Origin of the sequence: Nocardia sp. CA-129566, assembly GCF_050956075.1 — a bacterium.
In the GTDB taxonomy this organism is placed as follows: domain Bacteria; phylum Actinomycetota; class Actinomycetes; order Mycobacteriales; family Mycobacteriaceae; genus Nocardia.
In genome coordinates this window covers 6,732,609-6,750,263 of sequence record NZ_CP192085.1, presented here as the reverse complement: position 1 = coordinate 6,750,263, position 17,655 = coordinate 6,732,609, and the positions used below count along the sequence as shown (strand labels likewise).

The window sequence follows — 17,655 nt, the reverse complement described above, 5'->3', positions numbered from 1 at the left end:
GTTATGACCGATGCAGCGCGGCGGTGGTGAACTCCACCGCCGCGACGCGCAACCGATGATGGCGGGGGACCACCGCGCGCCCCGCGAAAACCGCGTAATCGGCGTCCTCGATGCGTTCCAGGATGCCCGAGTAGAGGGTGCTGGCGGTGCGGATGGCGGGGCGGACTCGGGGGTCGAGCAGGTCGATGCCCGGGTTGGCGATGCGGTAGAGGTCACGGTTGATCGCGATGAGATGTGCCAGTGCGCGGCGGACCCGTTGATCGGTGTGCCCGGTGCGGTGGCAGTGGGCCAGCAGGTCCGCGTCGACGCCGAAGGCGGCGAGTTCGTCGGCGGGGAGGTAGATCCGTCCGCGGTCCAGGTCCTCGGCGATATCACGCAGGAAGTTGGTGAGCTGGAATGCCTCGCCGAGCGCCGCGGCGGCGGGTTCGGCCTCGGCGACCGGTACGACCGTGCCGAGTACCGGCAGCAGCTGCAATCCGATCGCGGCCGCGGATCCGCGCATGTACTCGCGGAGGTCGGTCATGGTGGCGTAGCTGGCGTGGAAGCGCGCGGTACCCGGCACATCCATTCGCATGGAATCCAGGAAGGTCCAGAAGTGCTGGGGCGCAATGTCATAGCGCCGAATGGTGTCGGCCAGCGCGATCAGTACGTCGGTGCGTTCGGCGGGGCCGTGCACTGCCCGCACATCCTGCTCCAGCGCCACGCGGAGCTGTTTCTCGACCAGATCCAGTTCGCCCGCCGGGCCGTGCTCGGCGTCGAGCGTCGGGTGATCGACGATATCGTCGACGATCCGCGCGAACGCGTACAGCGCGTGTACGGCGGGTCTTCGCCGCGCGGCGAGCAATCGGGTGGCCAGGAAGTACGTGCGGCCGTGCGCGGCGGCGATTTCGCGGCAGACGCGATAGGCCGCGGCCAGTTCCGCGTCACGCGCGATACCGGCGGCTAGCTCGACCTCGGTCATGACGGGGTGACGGCGACCGGATTGTTTTCCGGTGGGGTGGCGCGCAATCGCAATGGGTCGACCGTCCGCAGCGACAGCGCCGCCACCACGGCGGCGAAGGTGGCCGCGGTGACATGCCAGAAGCTGTAGAGCCCGATCGAGCCGTCCGGTTGGAATACCAGCATCAACCAGGTGCACAGCCCGACCAGCACCATCAGCGTGGTGGTCGAAAGGGCGAATCCGGCGGCCAGCGCCAGCGGCCAGGAGTAATACCAGGGCAGTGCGGCGGGCGAGAGGATGACGATGGCGACGAAGGCGATGAGGATGCCGAAGACCGCCTCGCGTTCGCTGTGCCGGAATCGCCACCAGGTCCAGGCCAGCACGGCGACCAGCGCCACCGCGCAGAGCGCACGGGTCACCACCAGGACCGGATCCATCGCGAACGGCGTCACCCAGCGCACCATATGCGCCATGATCGTCGGCAGCGAGAGCCAGTTGATGATCTTCTTCGAGCCGGACAGCGCGGTCAGCCAGCCGATGCCGACCCCGGCGATGGCCGATGCGGCCACGAAGACCGCCGCGAAGACGCTCAATCCGAGACCGGCGATCCTGGCGAACATCAGTGCCGGATGCGGCACTTCCGCGCTCGGTCGCGCGGGTTCGGCCGTGTCGCTGACGTGCTGGGTGGCACCCGGTGATTGCGCGGCGCGTTGCAGCGCGCGGCGTTCGCGTTCGTGCAGCATCCAGATCCACACCAGGAACGGCAGCGCGACGCCCGCGGTCGCCTTGATGGCGACGCCGATCGCGACGACCACGATGCCAGCCACGTGATGGCGCTCGAGCACCAGCGCGATACCCGCGCACATCAGCCCGACCATGAGCATTTCGTTGTGCACGCCGCCGATGAGGTGGATCAGCACCAGCGGATTGAGCACCGCCAGCCACAGCGCGACGGTCGGCTTACCGCCGAGATGTTTGGTCAGATACGGCACCGCCCACATCATCAGCGCCAGCCCGGGCAGCATGACCAGCCGCAGCGCGATGGTGCCGGCGACCACGTTGTCGCCGGTGATCGCGGTGATGGCGCGGCCGAGCAGCAGGAAGATCGGGCCGTAGGGCGCGGTCGTGGCGGTCCAGACCGGGCTCACATTGTCCAGCAGCACACCGGGATTGGCGACCGGCGGGGATACATAGGGATCGAAGCCGTCGCGCAGCAGCGCGCCCTGGGCCAGATACGAATACGCGTCGCGGCTGAACATCGGCACCGCGAACAACAGCGGGAAGATCCAGATACCCACGATCGCGCGCAGTTCGTTCAGCGTGACCCCGGCATCGGGCCGGTCGCCGAATCCGATCGTGGTGCGGCCCAACCGCACCCACGCGGTGATCATCAGCAGCACCCCGACCCAGATGACCATGGTCGACAGCACGTAGCCGTGCCCGAAGCGCAGCCAGGACAGATGCATCGACTCGAGCAGCGGATCGCGTTTGCGGACGCTGCCGGCGCCGAATCCGCCGAAGGTGATCATCAGCGCGCCGAAGAAGCCGAGCAGCGCCGAATGGCCCTCGGGGCTGCGGGCGAAATCTGCGGCGGTCCGCATCCAGGTGCGGAATCCGGGCTCGGCGGTGGGCGGGGTGGCGCGGCGCACCGGAGTGCTCGATGGGCGCGCGTCGGCCGCGGTCGCGGTGCTCGCGTTGTCGGTGGGCGCGGGAGCCGTCGTCTCAGGGGGATGCATGTGGTGTCGGTCCCCCCGGGGTGTGGTCGGCGGTCGCAACCGCTGGTGATCAGGTCGGCCGTTAGTTTATCGGCTTGCCGGGAACACTATCCCGCTGGTGCTCGGGGATTCATCCCGAGCGGGCCGGGCGGCACCGGTGATCCGGTTTGCCGCCAGTTTTCCGGACAGCAGCGTGGTCGGCACGCCGACACCCGGAGTGGTGCCACAACCAGCGATAACCACATTGTCGCTGTCGCCGGAGAAATTGCGTGGCCGAAACGGTCCGGTCTGCCGGAACAGATGTGCGGCGGAGAAGGGTGTGCCCGCCAACATGCCTCGGTCGCGCCAGGTGCCGGGTGTGTCGAGGTGGTCGACTGTGAAATGTTCGGCGATGCCGTGATAGCCGCGCGCTTCCAGGACGTCGAGGAGTTCACGCAGGTACAGGGGGCCGAGTCGGTCCCAGTCCAGCGGTGCGGCATCGAGGTTCGGGCAGGGGGCGAGCAGGGAGAACGGTTCGCATCGGCCGTCTTCGCGGTCGATGTAGAGGGTCGGATCGGTGAGTGCGGGCCGGGTGAGCAGCAGCGATGGGTCGCTCATCAGACGACCCCGACCCGGCCGCGCCGCGATCTCGTCGAAGGTGCGATCCCAGGCGTCGCCGAAATCGATGGTGTGGTGGGCCTGGATCGGCCAGGTCGCCGCGACCGCCGCGGGGATGGTGCCGTGCGCGACGACGGCCGACGGGGCGGCGCGCAGTCGGCGGCGACGGCGCACGCCGAATTTGTCGAGTGAGCCGAGGTCGGCGGTGAGAACCACGGCGTCGCAGTCGAAGCCGCGGCCGTCGGCGGTATGGATCTTGCTGGCTCGGCGGTTCGCGTACTCGATGCCGGTGACCTCGGTGTTCAGCTCCAATGTGCCGCCCGCCGCGGTGAAGGCGTCGGCGAGCGCGGCGGTAATGGCGCGCATACCGCCTTCGGGGAAGTAGACGCCGAGCGAGGTGTCCATATGCGGGATCGCGCCGTAGACCGCGAGCGCCTTCGCGGGAGCCATGCCCGCGTACAGGGCCTGGAAGGTGAACAGCCGGGCCAGGCGCGCATCGCGTAGGAACCGGCCGACGCGCGGGCCGAGCCTGCCGAATCCGCCCAGGCGAACGAGTGCGGCGAGGGCGCGGCGTTTGGCCGGGTAGCGGACCATATCGAGCGGCGAATCGAAGTTCGTATCCATGAACTCGCCGAATTCGGCCTCGTAGATCCGCGCCAGCCAGGCCCGCAGCCGTCGGTAGCGCAGCGCCTCGTCATCGCCGCAGACGCGAGCCACCTCGATTGCCATCGCCTCGGGATCGGCGAAGACCCGCAGCGTGGAGTCGTCGGCGAAGCGGGCGTGATAGCTGGGTGCGAGTTGGTGGATGCGCAGCGGCGGGGTGCAGGTTTCGCGGCTCTTGCCGACGGCCGCGAGTGCATCGTCGATCAGCTCCGGCAAAGTGAGTACCGTTGCGCCGGAGTCGATTTCGTAGTCGGGGCCGCGATACAGCCCGACTCGGCCGCCCGGATGGTCGGCGCGCTCGAGCAGGGTGACGGTGTGCCCCGCCCCGGTCAGATACAGCGCCGCGGCGAGTCCGGACAGGCCAGCGCCCACCACCACGACGCGATCGGTCTGTCCCACAACGGTTTTCATGAAATCTCCTCGCGATTCGTCGCTAGTGCGTGCGACTCGTCGCGGCCAGGGCCATGGCGCGCAACCGCTCCTTGGCGGCGGGCGTCGCGGTGCTGGATGCCAGTGCGGCCAAGCCCTGTTCGGTGAGTTCGGTGATGCGGCGCTCCACCTCGTCGACCGCGCCGAGGTCGGTGATCACCCCGCGTAGGTGTTCGACCTGGTCCGCGGTCAGATCGGTGCCGATGCTGGTGCGCAGCAGCGCGGCGGCGGCCGGGTCGGTGGCGTCGGCCCGATGCAGCGCCTCGGCGACCAGCACGGTGCGCTTGCCCTCGCGCAGGTCGTCGCCGGATGGTTTGCCGGTGACCGCCGGATCGCCGAAGACGCCGAGCAGATCGTCGCGCAATTGGAAGGCGATACCGATATCGGTGCCGAAGGTGCGGTAGGCCTCGATCAGCCGGGGATCGGCATCCGCGAGTGTGGCACCCAGGTGCAGCGGGCGCTCCACGGTGTAGGCGGCCGTCTTGTACCGGTTGATGCGCAGCGCCGCCGTGACCGATTCGTCGCCCGCCGATTCGCCGTGGATATCGAGCAGTTGCCCGCCGAGCACCTCGGTGCGCATGAGCGCCCAGACCGGCGCGAACCGGGCGAGTCCCGCGGCGTCGAGTCCGGCGGCGTGCACCATGTCATCGGCCCAGGCCAGCGCCAGATCGCCGATCAGGATGGCGACGCTGGTGCCGAAGTGTTCGGAATCACCGACCCATCCGCGATCGCGGTGGCGCTGTTCGAAGTCGACGTGCACGGTGGGGAAGCGGCGGCGGGTTCGCGACGAGTCGATGATGTCGTCGTGGATCAGCGCGCAGGCCTGCACCAATTCGAGTGCGGCAGCGGCGTTCAGTACCGCGGCGGCGGTCGGGCCGGAGGGGTCGCCGCCCGCGCCGAGCCAGCCGGTCCAGGCGAAGGCGGGTCTGGTCCGCTTGCCGCCGCGCAGCACGAAGAGCTCGAGCGCGTCCGCGGCCTGAACGAAGACCGGGCCGAGCGGTTCGACGGCAGGGCGCCGGGTCAGGAAGAAAGCCTTCAGGGCGTCCTCCACCGCCGCGACGAATCCGGGGGTGCCCGGCGTCGGCGGCAGGTTCGCGGGCGGGGTGCTCCGAGGCGTCTGGATACCGGTTCCGGCGGACAGGGGAGCCTCCAAGGTCGTGCGGGTGCTGGGCGCGCGGTGGATCATGGCGCTATAGGTGCTTCGGTGCCGGGCGCGGGCGGTCGCGCGTGTCGCCCGGCGATGGCGAACGTGTCGCCTGGTCGCAGAATACGCGTTCGGTCACGACGACCCGACAGGGCCGTGACCGGCCACCACTACACTGAACCGGTGACTTTCGATAACGTGCGGGGACGTTCGACCCCAGGCCGACCGTCCCCGACGCCACCGATCGTCTCGGGAACACCCTCGGTCGTACAGAGTCTGCGGACCCACTCGGGGGGTTCCGTGCCCTTCTCGGTGGAGTTCAATCCGCCGCGTGACGCCGCGGGCGAGGCGCGGCTGTGGCGGGCCGCGCGCACCTTCGAACGCATGCATCCGGCCTTCGTCTCGATGACCTACGGTGCGGGCGGCAGCACCCGCGACCGCACCGTGCGGATCACCGGCGCACTGGCCCAGGAGACCACCCTGCTGCCGGTGGCGCATCTGACCGCCGTCGAACACAGCGTCGCCGAACTGCGCTCGCTGGTCGGCGCGTACGCCGATTCGGGTATCCGCAATATCCTGGTGCTGCGCGGCGATCCGCCCGGTGATCCGCTCGGTGAATGGCGCAAACATCCCGAGGGTGTCGCCTATGCCGAGGAGCTGGTGCGCATCGTCCGCGATCTCGGCGACTTCCATGTCGGCGTCGCCTCGTTCCCGCAGGGGCACCACCGGTCGCCGGATCTGGAGCACGACACCGCGTATCTGGCCGCGAAACTGCGTGCGGGCGCGGAGTATTCGATCACCCAGATGTTCTTCGACGTCGAACACTACCTGCGCCTGCGCGATCGCCTCGCGGCCTTCGATCCGATCGAGGGCGCGAAGCCGATCATTCCGGAGCTGATGCCGATCACCTCGCTGCGCACCGTCGCGCGGGCCGAGGAATTGTGCGGGCGTCCGCTGCCGCCTGCGGTCATGGAGCGTTTGCGCGAGGCCGCGGGCGAGGGCCCGGAGGAGAATGCGGCCGCGGTTCGCGAGGTCGGCATCGAAATCGCGACGGAGATGGGCCAGCGGCTCATCGATGAGGGCGCACCGTGCCTGCACTTCATCACGCTGAACTTCGCCAAGGCCACCGGTGAGGTCCTCACCAACCTCGGCTACGGCGTAACCGCCGCGCCCAGCACCTCCGCCGCCCCGAGTCTTGTGCCGGTCGTGGGTGCCGCACCTGTGGCGTCGCGGGCCGACAGCTAGATGAGCGGTCGGGTACTGGGCGCGCCCGCGCCGTGTGCGACGAGGTGACCCGCCCACCGTAGCGGGAACAAGTCGAGCAAGTGCTCGAGGTACTGCAAAACCCTGGGCTTCGGTACGCGCCGGGAAATGTCGGCTGGGCCGTCGTTCTGCGCCTGCGCGATCTCGAATACCTCGTGGCCTTATTCCCGCGCAGCGCCGTCCGGCCAGACGATCTCGACCGGCACACCACGCTCACGGGCAAGCTCGACCACCGTGCCGGTACCGCCCGGCTGACTTGCATCCCCATCCCATACCGCGACAAGACGCGTACACGATGACAGCATGGCTTCGTTCGCGGCTTCGTAAGCCTGTCTGCCTGCGTCGTCGAAGTCCATCACGTGCACCTTCGACGCGCTGCTGAGCAGCTTGTCGAAGAGTTCGGCATGGTCCGGTTTGACCTTGCGCTCGCGGTAGTTCCGCGATGGCAGCACTACCTCGAGCGATCCGCCAGCATCGAGCACTGCCCGCGCGAACACCGAGTCGGCGCCGCGTGCAATGCAACTGACGCCAACCAGCTCGGAGACCGTGTCGCCCCCGAGGATCTTGCTGATCGCTTCGTACACGAGCGGCACGGTGGCCTCGGTAATGTTCATGTGCCCAGTTACCCCGATCCGCACCGCTCAACTCCTCCTACGCCGTCGCAATCAGCAACGGTTTCATCCGACCACGAAGTTCGGCCACCCGGCCGACTTGCACGAACTGTTCTGTCGCCCGATAGACCTTGATCAGCTTCTTCTGAACGCGATCCGAGGCTGTTTTCCCGACCGCTTCAATCGCAGTCTCGCCGATCCTGCAGGCTTCTTCCACTTCGCCCCCGATGAGTCGGGCCTCGAGCATTCCCAACTGGTCCAGCGCAGCACTGCGCCGCCGATTCGGACGGCGCAGCTCGATGGCCTGGCCGATCTGCTCCGCTGCCGCTGCTGCAAACACAGGCTCTCGCCGCGCCATCTCCAATAGTCGCCCGCCGACCGTTCCCACCAGCTCCGCAGCATCGAAGTAGTTGATCCAATACGGATCGGTGCTGGGGTCCGAAGAGGTGAGTGCTTCGTGGGCTCGGTCGCACGCTCGGCGAAACGCTGAGGGCCGACCCAACTTTCCGTATGCCCACGCCTCCCGGGTGTGCAGCATCGCGCGAACGGTCGCTGTGAGTCGGTTGCCGAAATGGTCCTGCGCGATGCGGATCAGCTCGAGCGCGTCAGTGGCTCGCTCCCGTTCTACGCTCTCGCGTCGCGCATCTAGTCCGTAGTGATCCAGCGCTAGCAGCTGGCGCGCCATACCGGCCAGCGCGTTTGCGCACAGCGCCGGGTCATCTGCTTCCTTGGCTGCCCGGACTGCGAGAGCGTAGTACTGTTGCGCTTTGCTCTGGCGGCCGGAGTCCCACGACATCGTTGCGGCGGTTTCAGCCAGCAATGCTTTGGTCCTCGTCAGTCGCCGCTTGATCTCGGGTGGATGGGAATCGCGCAGCATCTCGTTTACCTCGCTGAGCTGACCAATGACGGCCTTGCGGCGCAGCCCACCGCCGAACTGGTCGTCCCACTCGCGGAAGATCCGAGCCGAGTTCTCGAGCTCGAGCGCCTCTTGGAGACCGACACCCACTGCGGTGATCCTCGATGGGATCTCCTCCGAAGAGGAAAGCCACCGTTCCAGCGGCTCGAGGAGATGGGTGCCCACTACCAGGCCGAGTAGGGCGCGGCCGACTTGGCGGCGATCCAAGAGAAGATCCTCCCTGATAAGGCCGTCTGCGACCGAGGTAGGTTCCCCGGTCCATATGCCGGGAACCCACTGGACGACAACGGATTCCGTCGAATGCTCGGCAAGTTGGCTCGCAACTTCCGCTGCGAAGCGGGCACGCTGCTCGGGTGTGGCGCGGGCGAGCATCGTGTCCAGGATCCCGGCGCACTTGTCGCCCAGAATGATTGCGTCGCCCAGGTGACGCCACTTTGTCACTGTGCTTTTCGCGATACCGGCCCGGTTCGCGAACCGAATCTGAGTGAGCCCCAACGCTTCCCGCAAAGCGGTGGCTTCGGCACCGGTCCATTTGACCTGCATACCCAACATTCGCCCCCTGATGTGAGCGCGTATACCGCAAGTAGACCGAAGTAGACCGCCAGTTAGACCAGCGTAGACCGCGGCGACCTTCCGACGTGCCTGAACAGGCGCGATGGTTTGTACAGCACCCGGCGCCGGGTCGATGCAGCCCATGCTCCCTCCCCCGGGGGAGCGCTCACCGATCTTGTGTCCCGCAAACGGGATTGGTGAGCTGATTTCCCCGGCGCCTGGTGCCCCCAACCGGAACAGCGCTGAGGGGTGTCACCCATGCCAGCAGAACTCAAAGTCGCCATCGTCGTAGCGGCGGTCCTCGTCATGGTGGGGATCACAACCTTCGCCCTAGTGCAGATATTCGGCCCGAGAGCAAGGCCCGAGAACGCGGTCCCTGCAAGAGAAATCCTGGAGCGCTTGAAGTCCGACCACTCGACTTGTCACAGCGCTCCGGCGATCTCCCATACGGTGGAGGAAGCGGACGATGATGATCGCATCGGCTGGATCCAATTCGTCGACGGATCATGGGCCGCTGTCGATGGGCACGGAAATCTCGGCGATGAGTTCACCATCCCGGTCGACGACCTGCCCGCACTGCACGCCGATGTTGTAATCGCCGTCGAACCGGCATCCGTCGTCGACATCGAGGTCGCCCAGTGAGGCCCCCGATCGCCGAAATGCCAGGCCCCCACACGTATCAGCCCGGCCCGCACGACGCCGGGGTCCGCCGCTATTTCGGTCTCGGCCAGTTCGCACTACTGAGCAACGCCACCTATCAGCAGCTCTGCAAGTGGCGGCACAGCGCTGTGACGTGGGTGCCCTCACCGGACGTCGTAGTTGGAGACCACCCAGGCTGGTCGCTTGCGTGCATTCGCTCCTGGTCGCAGGGCGGCCCGCCCTTCGCCCGGCCACGCACCGTCATGTTCGCCGACCAAGCCGCTATGAGAGCGCGCTACCACGGCATGCCGACTAACACCCTGTGGGCGTGCATCGGCGACGGCACCATTCCCCGCCCGGTGGTCTGGATCGACGACCGTCCCGGCTGGCTGTTGTGACGCCGTGTCCGTCACAACACCCGTCCCTGGCTATGCGTTGCCGGGGACGGTTCTGATCTTTCCGTGGGGTACGGGAGTAGTAGGTAATGGAGGATTCCATGGGATTCAACGCGATTTGGGCAGCCGTCACGGTTGTCGCCATCGGCGTCGCATTACTCGGCGGGCAGACGCTCATCACCGCGCCGGTCGCGCAGGCCGCTGGCGGTGTCTGCACCTTCGCCTTCAACAAGAACCCGTACGTGCTGCACGAGGCCGTCGTCGTGGGCGGAATAGTGGAATGCAATCCCGCCCCTATCGCGTTCCGCATCGAGTTGCAGCTGTGGCATCGGTCGGGCACCAGCAACCCACAGCCGAAGGGGGAACCCGCCGTTTCCACGCAAATCCCCAACCCGCACCTCAACGTCGCCGCGAACCACCGGTGAGGTCCTCACCAACCTCGGCTACGGCGTAACCGCCGCGCCCAGCACCGCTTCCCCGAATCTTGTGTCGGTCGTGGGTGCCGCACCTGTGGCGTCGCGGGCCGACAGCTAAGTGGGCGGTCGGGTGTTGGCTGTGCCCGACGAATTACGCATGTTCTCGGTGCACGGGTATACCCGTGCAACAGCCCCGGTGCTCGAGGACCGGGGCTGCCGCACGGGGTCAGGCGGCTCGCGCCGACCGTAAGCCCCAAGCATCGGCGAGGAGCCGATGGGATTCGAGGCGGTCCTCGTGGCGGTGGGTGACGCTGGTGACGAGGAGTTCATCGGCCCCGGTGACTCGTTGCAGGGCCTGCAGGCGTTCCACGACGGTGCCCGGGCCGCCGACGAACTGGGTGGCGATGCGGTCGTCGACCAGACGGCGCTGTTCCGCGGTCAGCGGGGTGGCGGTGTCGGGGTCGAGGAAGTCGGCCGCGCCGGTGCCGCTGCGGATGCTGTGTACCCAGTGGCCGTAGGTGGCGGCCAGATGCTGGGCGCGGGCGTCATCGGGGGCGACGACCACATCCGCGGAGATCACCACATAGGGCTCGGCGAGATCGGCCGAGGGCCGGAAGGCCGCTCGGTAGGCAGCCACCGCGTCGAGCGCGGTGCCGGGGGAGACGTGGTAGGCCGCGGCGAACGGGAGGCCGAGTTTGCCTGCCAGTTCGGCGCTTTCGCTGGCCGAACTGCCGAACAGCCACAGCTCGACCTGGGCGCCCTCGCCCGGGACCGCGTGCAGCGCAATGCCTTCGGTGCTCCGGTAGGTGCCGTTGAGGAGCGCCCGCACCTCATCGACCTGGTCCGGGAAGTCCAGTGCCTGTGCGCCCTGCTGTTGCAGTGCGCCGAGCGCGGCGATGAACCTCGACTTATCGGTGATCCGGCCCGGATCGAAGGGCGGCGGAACCACCACGCCGTCGCGGACCTCGGTGCGACCGGTCACGGTATCGACGACCGGATGACCGCCCTTCTGATGGGCGGTTTGTGCGCCGAATTGGGTGCGGCGATGTCCGGATCGGCCGAGGCCGAGATCGAGTCGGCCCGGATGGATGGCATCGATGGTGCCGAACGCCTCCACGATCGATGCCGAGGTGTGATGGCCGACCTGGACCGCCGCCGAGCCGACCCGAATGCGCGTGGTGGCCGCGGCGACCAGACCGATCAGCGTGATCGAGGACGAACTCGCCACCGAGACGAAATGATGTTCGGCCAGCCAATAGCGGTGGTAGCCCCACTGTTCGGCGTGCTGGGCCAGATCGATGGTGTTGCGCAGGGCCTGCTGCGCGGTCGATCCGGCGCTGATCGGGGCGAGGTCGAGGATGGAAAGGGGGATCGTCATGCGGACCGTCCTAGGCGCGGATGCTGTTCTCCCGCTTCGATGGCGACCCGCAGCCGGTTCTCGGCGGGGGCCAGCGGGCAGGTGGCGAAATCGGTGAAGGCGCACGGCAGATTGGCCGCTCGGTTGAAGTCGAGGCGTACGCTGCCGTCCGCATCGGGTGCTGCCACCGCGAGCGAGCGAGCCGCGGGATAGGTGGTGACGCCGCTGGTGGCGTCGGTGAACAGCACCCGCAGACCGGTCGGCGCACCGAAGGCGATGACGCGCTCGGTGGACGCGCCGATGGTGAATTCGATGGTGCCCGATGCGGTGTGGTGATGTTCGAGACCGTCGACGACGGCGCCGGTGGTGATCGTGCGCTCCTCGTCGAACGGTTCGAAGCGCCCCTCGACCACCCAGTGCGGGTCGGGGGCGTAGGTGGGAATGCCCTCGAAGCTCAGCAGCGTCGGCGCGGCCGGATCGTGCACGCGCACGGCGTAGCGGCCGGTGCGGCGGATCACCTCGAGCACCCGATGCTCGTGCAGCACGCTGAGTCCCGGCGCGCCCTCGACCGGTGCGATGATCTGCACGCCCGCGATACCGGTGCCTTCGAACTCCAGCCGGTCGGCGGGTTGGGCGGTGATGAACACCTTGTCGTCGGTGACCCACCAGGTGCCGGGCACATCCGGTAGGCGCTCGGGTTGGTCGGTGAGCCAATGCAATCCGGTCAGGCTCAGGAAGCCGAGCGGATCGCGCACCTGATCCTCCCTGGCGGTGTGCCAATGCGCCCATTCGGTTTCGAAAAGACTGGTGATGCTGGTCGTCATGACGCGCTGGCTCCTTCGAGTATGCGATTGCGATGGGGATGACGTAGGCCGAGGTGGTCGCGCAGGGTGGTGCCGGAGTATTCGGTCCGGAAACTGCCGCGCTCCTGCAACTCCGGAATGACGCGGTCGACGAATTCGTCGAGTCCGCCGGGGGTGAGGTGCGGGACGAGGATGAAGCCATCGCTGGCGTCGGCCTGCACATAGGTGTCGATCTGCTCGGCGACCGCGGCCGTGGTGCCGACGAACTGTTGCCGCGCGGTCACCTCGATGATCAGCTCGCGAATGCTGAGCTTGTCCGCCTCGGCCCTGGCCCGCCATTCCTCGGCGACCGCGCGCGGATCCTTGGCGTGCCGCACCCGGCCGCGGGTGATGGTCACATCGGCCTGCGGTTCGATATCGGGCAGCGGGCCGTCCGGGTCGTAGTCGGAAAGATCACGGCCCCAGACCTGTTCGAGGAAGGCGATGGCGGTCTGCGGGCCGACCTGCTGCAGGCGGATATGTCTGGCGCGCTCCTCGGCCTCGGTCGCGGTATCGCCGAGTACGAAGGTCGCGGCGGGCAGGATCTTCAATTCCTCCGGCGTGCGACCGTATTTCGCGAGTCGGCCCTTGATATCGGCGTAGAAGCGCTGTCCCGCTTCCAGGGAGCCGTATCCGGTGAAGATGGCGTCGGCGGTGGCGGCGCCGAATTCGCGACCGTCATCGGAATCGCCCGCCTGCAGTAGCACCGGATGTCCCTGCGGGCTCGGTGGCAGCGGGAATCGTCCGGCGATATCGAATTGGGTATTGCGGTAACGGGTTTGCGGGATCTCCCGGGCGAAGACGCCGGCGGTGCGGTCGACCACGAGTGCGTCGGTGGGCCAGCTGTCCCATAGTGCGCGCGTCGCCTCGATGACCTCGGCGGCCCTGCGGTAGCGCTGACTGTGCTCCAGATAGCCGCCGCGGCGGAAGTTTTCGCCGGTGAACGCGTCGGAGGAGGTGACGACATTCCAGGCGGCCCGGCCGCCGGAGAGGTGGTCGAGCGAGGCGAACTGCTTGGCCAGCTCGAACGGTTCGTTGTAGGTGCTGTTGATCGTGCCCGCCAGGCCGAGCTTGTCGGTGACCGCGGCCAGCGCGTTGAGCACGGTGAAGGTGTCCGGTCTGCCGACCACGTCGAGATCGTGGATGCGGCCGCGATGTTCGCGCAGCCGCAACCCCTCGGCGAGGAAGAAGAAATCGAACAGCCCGCGTTCGGCGGTTTTCGCCAGGTGCACAAAGGATTCGAAGTCGACCTGACTCTGGGACGCCGGATCGCTCCACACAGTCGTGTTGTTCACGCCGGGGAAATGGGCGCCCAGATGGACCGGCTTGCGGGGCTTTTCGGTCATGACGGCATTCCTTCCTCGACGGTGGTCACGGGCGGCGGGGCGGTCATGCCGGGGCTCCGTTTCGGGCGGCGTAGCGGCTGGCGGGGCGGGGCAGGCCGAGCCGGGTGCGCAGGGTTGGGCGGGGATCGGCACCCGTTCGGGCCGCGGGGGCGCCGATCCCGAGCAGGGGTGTGGCGCTGAGGTGCCCGAGGGTGGCGGGCGCGGCGAGGGGGCGAAGCACGACTCCGTCGGCGGCGTCCGCGACGGCGGAGAGCAATTCGCGCAGTGACTCCGCGGTACCGATATGCCGCAAGCGCGGCGTCGGGCCGGGTGGGGCCCACCGGTCGAGTTGCGCCAGCTCGGCCTGCGCCGCTGCCGCGGAGTCGGCGAGGTGAATATCGATGTCCAGCAACACGCGGACCGCATCCGGGTCGCGGTCGGCCGCGCGGATCGCGGTGCGCAGTGCGCTACGTCGCGCCTGTGCGCTGTCGAGATCTGTTGCGGCGATGCGGATCAAGTCGGCGTGGCGGGTGGCGATGGCACTGCCCGCGGCCGCGTCCGCGCGGATCGCGATGATCGGCTGGCCCTGGGGGGAGCGCGGAGTGATGGAGGGCCCCTTCACCGAGAAGTGCTCGCCGGTGAAGTCGATGTAGTGCAGTTTGTCGCGATCGATGAAGCGGCCGGTGGCGACGTCGCGGATCTCGGCGTCGTCCTCCCAGCTGTCCCACAGCCTGGTGACCACCTCGATCGCCTCATCGGCCTCCTGCCACAGCGAGGCGAGATCCTGGGCCGGCTTGCGCCCGAAGGCCGCCGCCTGTTCGGCGCCCTCGGACACGGTGACCTCCCAGCCTGCGCGGCCGAGAGCGGCGAAGTCCAGGCTCTGGATCGCCTTGGCCAGGTGGAAGGGTTCGGTGTGGGTGACCGGTGCCTGGGGGAGCAGACCGATGCGATGTGTGGCGGCGGCGACCCGCGCGCCGATCGCGATCGCGTCGAGTACACCGCGCGTCACCTCGTGGCCGCCGGGCTGCAGGGCGAAGGAATCGGGCAGGAATACCGCGTCGATACCGGCCTTTTCGGCGGCCGTGATCGCATCGACCCAGTAACCACCGGTGAACAGATCCTCGGCGCGGGAATCCGCGCGCCGCCACGACGCGGGATGTACGCCGGTTCCGTCGAGTTCGATGGCGAGGAAGAGCTCGGTCATCGGTACCGTCCTTTCCAGTCGGTGCCCAGCGCGGCAGCGGCTTCGTCGGCGCACGTCATCGGGCCGCCTCCGATGCGCAGGCGTGCGGTGTGGGAATGGCCGACAGCAGTTCACGGGTGTACTCGTGCTGTGGGTTGTCGAAAATATCGGCGGTGGAACCGGATTCGACGATGCGGCCGTGGCGCATCACCGCGACGCGGTCGCTGATGCGGCGCACCACGGCGAGGTCGTGGGAGATGAACAGATAGCTCAGTCCGAGTTCGGTTTGCAGACGGTCGAGCAGTTCCAGGATCTGGGCCTGCACCGAGGCATCGAGCGCGGAGACCGGTTCGTCGAGCACCAGCAGATCGGGGTGCAGGGCGAGGGCGCGGGCGATGGCGACGCGTTGGCGTTGTCCGCCGGATAGTTCCGCGGGGCGGCGCTGCGCGAAGTGCTCCGGCAGCGCGACCTGGTCGAGCAGTTCGCGGACCCGTGCCTGCCTGGCCGTGCGATCACCGACCGCATACGCCCGCAGTGGTTCCTCGATGATCGAGCCGATCCGCCAGCGCGGATCGAGCGAGCCGTAGGGATTCTGGTAGACCACCTGGAAGCGTTGGCGCAGCGCGCGCAGTCGCCCGCCCTTCACGGAGGTCAGATCGTGTCCGTCGAAGGTGACCGCACCGCTGTCGGGTTCGGTGAGCCGCAGGGCGATTCGCGCGGTGGTCGACTTGCCGGAGCCGGATTCGCCGACCAGCGAGAGGGTTTCGCCGCGCCCGAGTTCGAATCCGACGCCCGCGACCGCGGTCACCGCATCACCGGCCTGCGCGCGAAAGCGCTTGTGCACATCGCGAACCGTCAGCAGCGGTGGACCGGCACTGACCCGTGGTGTGCGGAAACCGTCGAACGGAGCCAGGCTGGGCGAGGCCGCGAGCAGCCGTTTCGTATACGGATGCCTGGGTTCGGCGAGCACCGTCGCCGTCGGACCGGTTTCGACGATCTCCCCGCCGCTGAGTACCACGAGGCGATCGGCCCGTTCGGCGGCGATCGCGAGATCGTGGGTGATCAGCAGCACCGCGGTGCCCCTGGCCGCGGTCTGGGCGGCGAGTTTGTCCAGCACCCGCCGCGCCACCGTGGCGTCGAGCGCGCTGGTCGGCTCATCGGCGATGACCAACTCCGGTCCGGCGATCAGCGCCGCCGCGATCAGTACCCGTTGCCGCTGGCCGCCGGACAATTCGTGCGGATACTGCACGGCCCGCAATTCCGGTCGGTCCAGTCCGGCCTCGGCGAGCAGTTCGACTGCCTGCGCGGCCGCGTCGCGCCGATCGGCCAGCCCGTGGACCAGCAGCGATTCGGCGACCTGATCACCCACGCGGCGCACCGGATTGAGTGAGAGCCCGGGATCCTGGGGCACGAATCCGATACGGGCACCGCGAATGCGCCGCAGCGCGCGCTCGGATCCGGTGTCCACCTTTTCCCCGTCGAAAGTGATGGTCCCGCCGGTGATCTCGGCATTCGGCCCGAGCAGACCGATCACCGATTGGGCGAGCGTCGACTTGCCGGAACCGGATTCGCCGACCAGCGCCACGACCTCGCCGCGGGCAACGGTGAGGGAAACGTCGGCCAGTGCGGTGACGGCGCCGCTGTCGGAGCGATAGCGAACGTACAGGCCCTCGATGCCGAGTAAGGCCGTCCGAGAGTCCGTGGTGGTATCCGCTCGGTCCGCGACCTCGGCGGCTGTGCTGCGCTCACTCATGCGCGGTGACTCCTTCCTACGGCGCGGCCGAGGCGTTGGGCCGAGACAACGACGGCGATGATCACCAGGCCGGGCAGGGTGGTCAGCCACCAGGCGGTGGCGAGGAAGTTGCGGCCCTCGGAGATCAGCGAGCCCCATTCGGGTGTCGGCGGTTTCGCGCCGTAGCCGAGGAAGCTCAGTGCGGACACGGCCAGCACCGCCATGCCGAATTCGACCGCGGCCAGGGCGAGGACGGGCTGATAGGAGTTCGGCAGGACGTGGCGGGCGAGCACCGTGTACCAGCGAACGCCGCAGGCGTGTGCGGCCTCAACATAGGGTGCCTGGCGCACGCGCAGCACCTCCGAACGCATCACCCTGGCGAAGTTGGCGATCAGCGAAACACCCACCGCGACGGCCACATTCCGAGTGCCGAAGCCGAGCGCGGTGACCAGGGCGAGCGATAGCAACAGCGACGGTATCGACAGCAGCACATCGACGAATCGCATGATGACGGTGTCGACGATGCCGCCGATCGACCCGGACAGCAGCCCGAGAATCGAGCCGGCGACCAGTGCGATGGCGACCGCCGAGAGGGTGGCGGTGAGCGAGAGTCCTGCGCCGTGCACCATCCGGGTGTACAGATCGCGCCCGAGATTGTCGGTGCCGAACCAGTGCTCGGCACTGGGCCCGTGGAATTTCTGTGCGGGTACGCCGGTCAGCGGGTCACCGCTGGCGAATACCGAAGGGAACAGCGCCCAACCGAGTGCCAGCGTTGCGACGGCACCGGACAGCACGACTACGGCATTGCCGCGCAGCGACTTCCACCGCGGCAAAGGCCGCCGTAGCCCCGGTAGCGCGACGCGCCTCGGCTCATCGAGTACGTCAACGATGATCGGCCACCTGATGTCGAAGGTCGGCGGGCTGCCACCAGTCGAG

Annotated in this window: 16 protein-coding genes; 4 read left to right on the top strand and 12 right to left on the bottom strand. The window is 68.0% G+C overall.

Translation table 11 applies throughout. The annotated features are described in order from the left end of the window. Position 1: 1 nt before the first annotated feature. From ACQP0C_RS29650 to ACQP0C_RS29635, 4 genes are all read right to left on the bottom strand, one after another. Positions 2–961 carry a phytoene/squalene synthase family protein gene (locus tag ACQP0C_RS29650; protein WP_433725203.1) on the bottom strand — a complete coding sequence of 320 codons (960 nt, stop codon included), beginning with the start codon at positions 959–961 and terminating at the stop codon, positions 2–4. Next, a complete protein-coding gene (locus ACQP0C_RS29645) occupies positions 958–2,541 on the bottom strand; it encodes an alpha-(1->6)-mannopyranosyltransferase A (RefSeq protein ID WP_433734700.1) in 1,584 nt (527 codons plus the stop codon). The genes ACQP0C_RS29650 and ACQP0C_RS29645 overlap by 4 nt, the downstream gene beginning before the upstream one ends. A gap of 201 nt (positions 2,542–2,742) precedes the next feature. Beyond that, positions 2,743–4,326, bottom strand: coding sequence for a phytoene desaturase family protein (gene crtI, locus ACQP0C_RS29640; protein ID WP_433725201.1), 1,584 nt, complete (start codon positions 4,324–4,326; stop codon positions 2,743–2,745). Positions 4,327–4,348: 22 nt separating this feature from the next. Beyond that, on the bottom strand, positions 4,349–5,497 hold the full coding sequence (locus ACQP0C_RS29635; RefSeq protein ID WP_433734699.1) for a polyprenyl synthetase family protein: 1,149 nt from the start codon (positions 5,495–5,497) through the stop codon (positions 4,349–4,351). Between the two features lie 174 nt (positions 5,498–5,671). On the opposite strand from ACQP0C_RS29635, the gene ACQP0C_RS29630 reads away from it, so the two are divergent. Further along, positions 5,672–6,733, top strand: coding sequence for a methylenetetrahydrofolate reductase (locus tag ACQP0C_RS29630; RefSeq protein ID WP_433725199.1), 1,062 nt, complete (start codon positions 5,672–5,674; stop codon positions 6,731–6,733). A 179-nt stretch (positions 6,734–6,912) separates the two neighbouring features. On the opposite strand, the gene ACQP0C_RS29625 is transcribed toward ACQP0C_RS29630, so the two are convergent. Next, a complete protein-coding gene (locus ACQP0C_RS29625; RefSeq protein WP_433725197.1) occupies positions 6,913–7,365 on the bottom strand; it encodes a hypothetical protein in 453 nt (150 codons plus the stop codon). 37 nt (positions 7,366–7,402) lie between these two features. Continuing rightward, positions 7,403–8,830, bottom strand: coding sequence for a helix-turn-helix domain-containing protein (locus ACQP0C_RS29620; RefSeq protein ID WP_433725195.1), 1,428 nt, complete (start codon positions 8,828–8,830; stop codon positions 7,403–7,405). 258 nt (positions 8,831–9,088) lie between these two features. Between ACQP0C_RS29620 and ACQP0C_RS29615 the strand changes: the two genes are divergently transcribed. The 3 genes from ACQP0C_RS29615 to ACQP0C_RS29605 all read left to right on the top strand — a co-directional run bounded on the left by ACQP0C_RS29615 (position 9,089) and on the right by ACQP0C_RS29605 (position 10,289). Then, positions 9,089–9,472, top strand: coding sequence for a hypothetical protein (locus ACQP0C_RS29615; protein WP_433725193.1), 384 nt, complete (start codon positions 9,089–9,091; stop codon positions 9,470–9,472). 17 nt (positions 9,473–9,489) lie between these two features. Next, entirely contained in the window at positions 9,490–9,867 is a 378-nt protein-coding gene (locus ACQP0C_RS29610) for a hypothetical protein (protein ID WP_433725191.1), read from the top strand. Positions 9,868–9,965: 98 nt separating this feature from the next. Then, complete coding sequence (locus tag ACQP0C_RS29605) at positions 9,966–10,289, top strand: hypothetical protein (RefSeq protein ID WP_433725189.1); 324 nt, start codon at positions 9,966–9,968, stop codon at positions 10,287–10,289. Positions 10,290–10,506: 217 nt separating this feature from the next. Here the strand turns inward: ACQP0C_RS29605 and ACQP0C_RS29600 are convergent, their stop codons facing one another. From ACQP0C_RS29600 to ACQP0C_RS29575, 6 genes are read right to left on the bottom strand one after another with little or no spacing between them, the layout of a single operon-like run. Continuing rightward, on the bottom strand, positions 10,507–11,658 hold the full coding sequence (locus tag ACQP0C_RS29600; protein WP_433725188.1) for an LLM class flavin-dependent oxidoreductase: 1,152 nt from the start codon (positions 11,656–11,658) through the stop codon (positions 10,507–10,509). Continuing rightward, positions 11,655–12,461 carry a DUF1684 domain-containing protein gene (locus ACQP0C_RS29595; protein ID WP_433725186.1) on the bottom strand — a complete coding sequence of 269 codons (807 nt, stop codon included), beginning with the start codon at positions 12,459–12,461 and terminating at the stop codon, positions 11,655–11,657. Before ACQP0C_RS29595 ends, ACQP0C_RS29600 begins: the two co-directional genes overlap by 4 nt. Further along, on the bottom strand, positions 12,458–13,825 hold the full coding sequence (locus ACQP0C_RS29590) for an NtaA/DmoA family FMN-dependent monooxygenase (protein ID WP_433725184.1): 1,368 nt from the start codon (positions 13,823–13,825) through the stop codon (positions 12,458–12,460). Before ACQP0C_RS29590 ends, ACQP0C_RS29595 begins: the two co-directional genes overlap by 4 nt. A 43-nt stretch (positions 13,826–13,868) precedes the next feature. Further along, entirely contained in the window at positions 13,869–15,008 is a 1,140-nt protein-coding gene (locus tag ACQP0C_RS29585; protein WP_433725182.1) for an LLM class flavin-dependent oxidoreductase, read from the bottom strand. 55 nt (positions 15,009–15,063) lie between these two features. Next, positions 15,064–16,740, bottom strand: a complete 1,677-nt coding sequence (locus ACQP0C_RS29580; protein ID WP_433725180.1) for a dipeptide ABC transporter ATP-binding protein — start codon at positions 16,738–16,740, stop codon at positions 15,064–15,066. Further along, complete coding sequence (locus ACQP0C_RS29575; protein WP_433734698.1) at positions 16,737–17,609, bottom strand: ABC transporter permease; 873 nt, start codon at positions 17,607–17,609, stop codon at positions 16,737–16,739. Before ACQP0C_RS29575 ends, ACQP0C_RS29580 begins: the two co-directional genes overlap by 4 nt. Between the last annotated feature and the right edge of the window lie 46 nt (positions 17,610–17,655).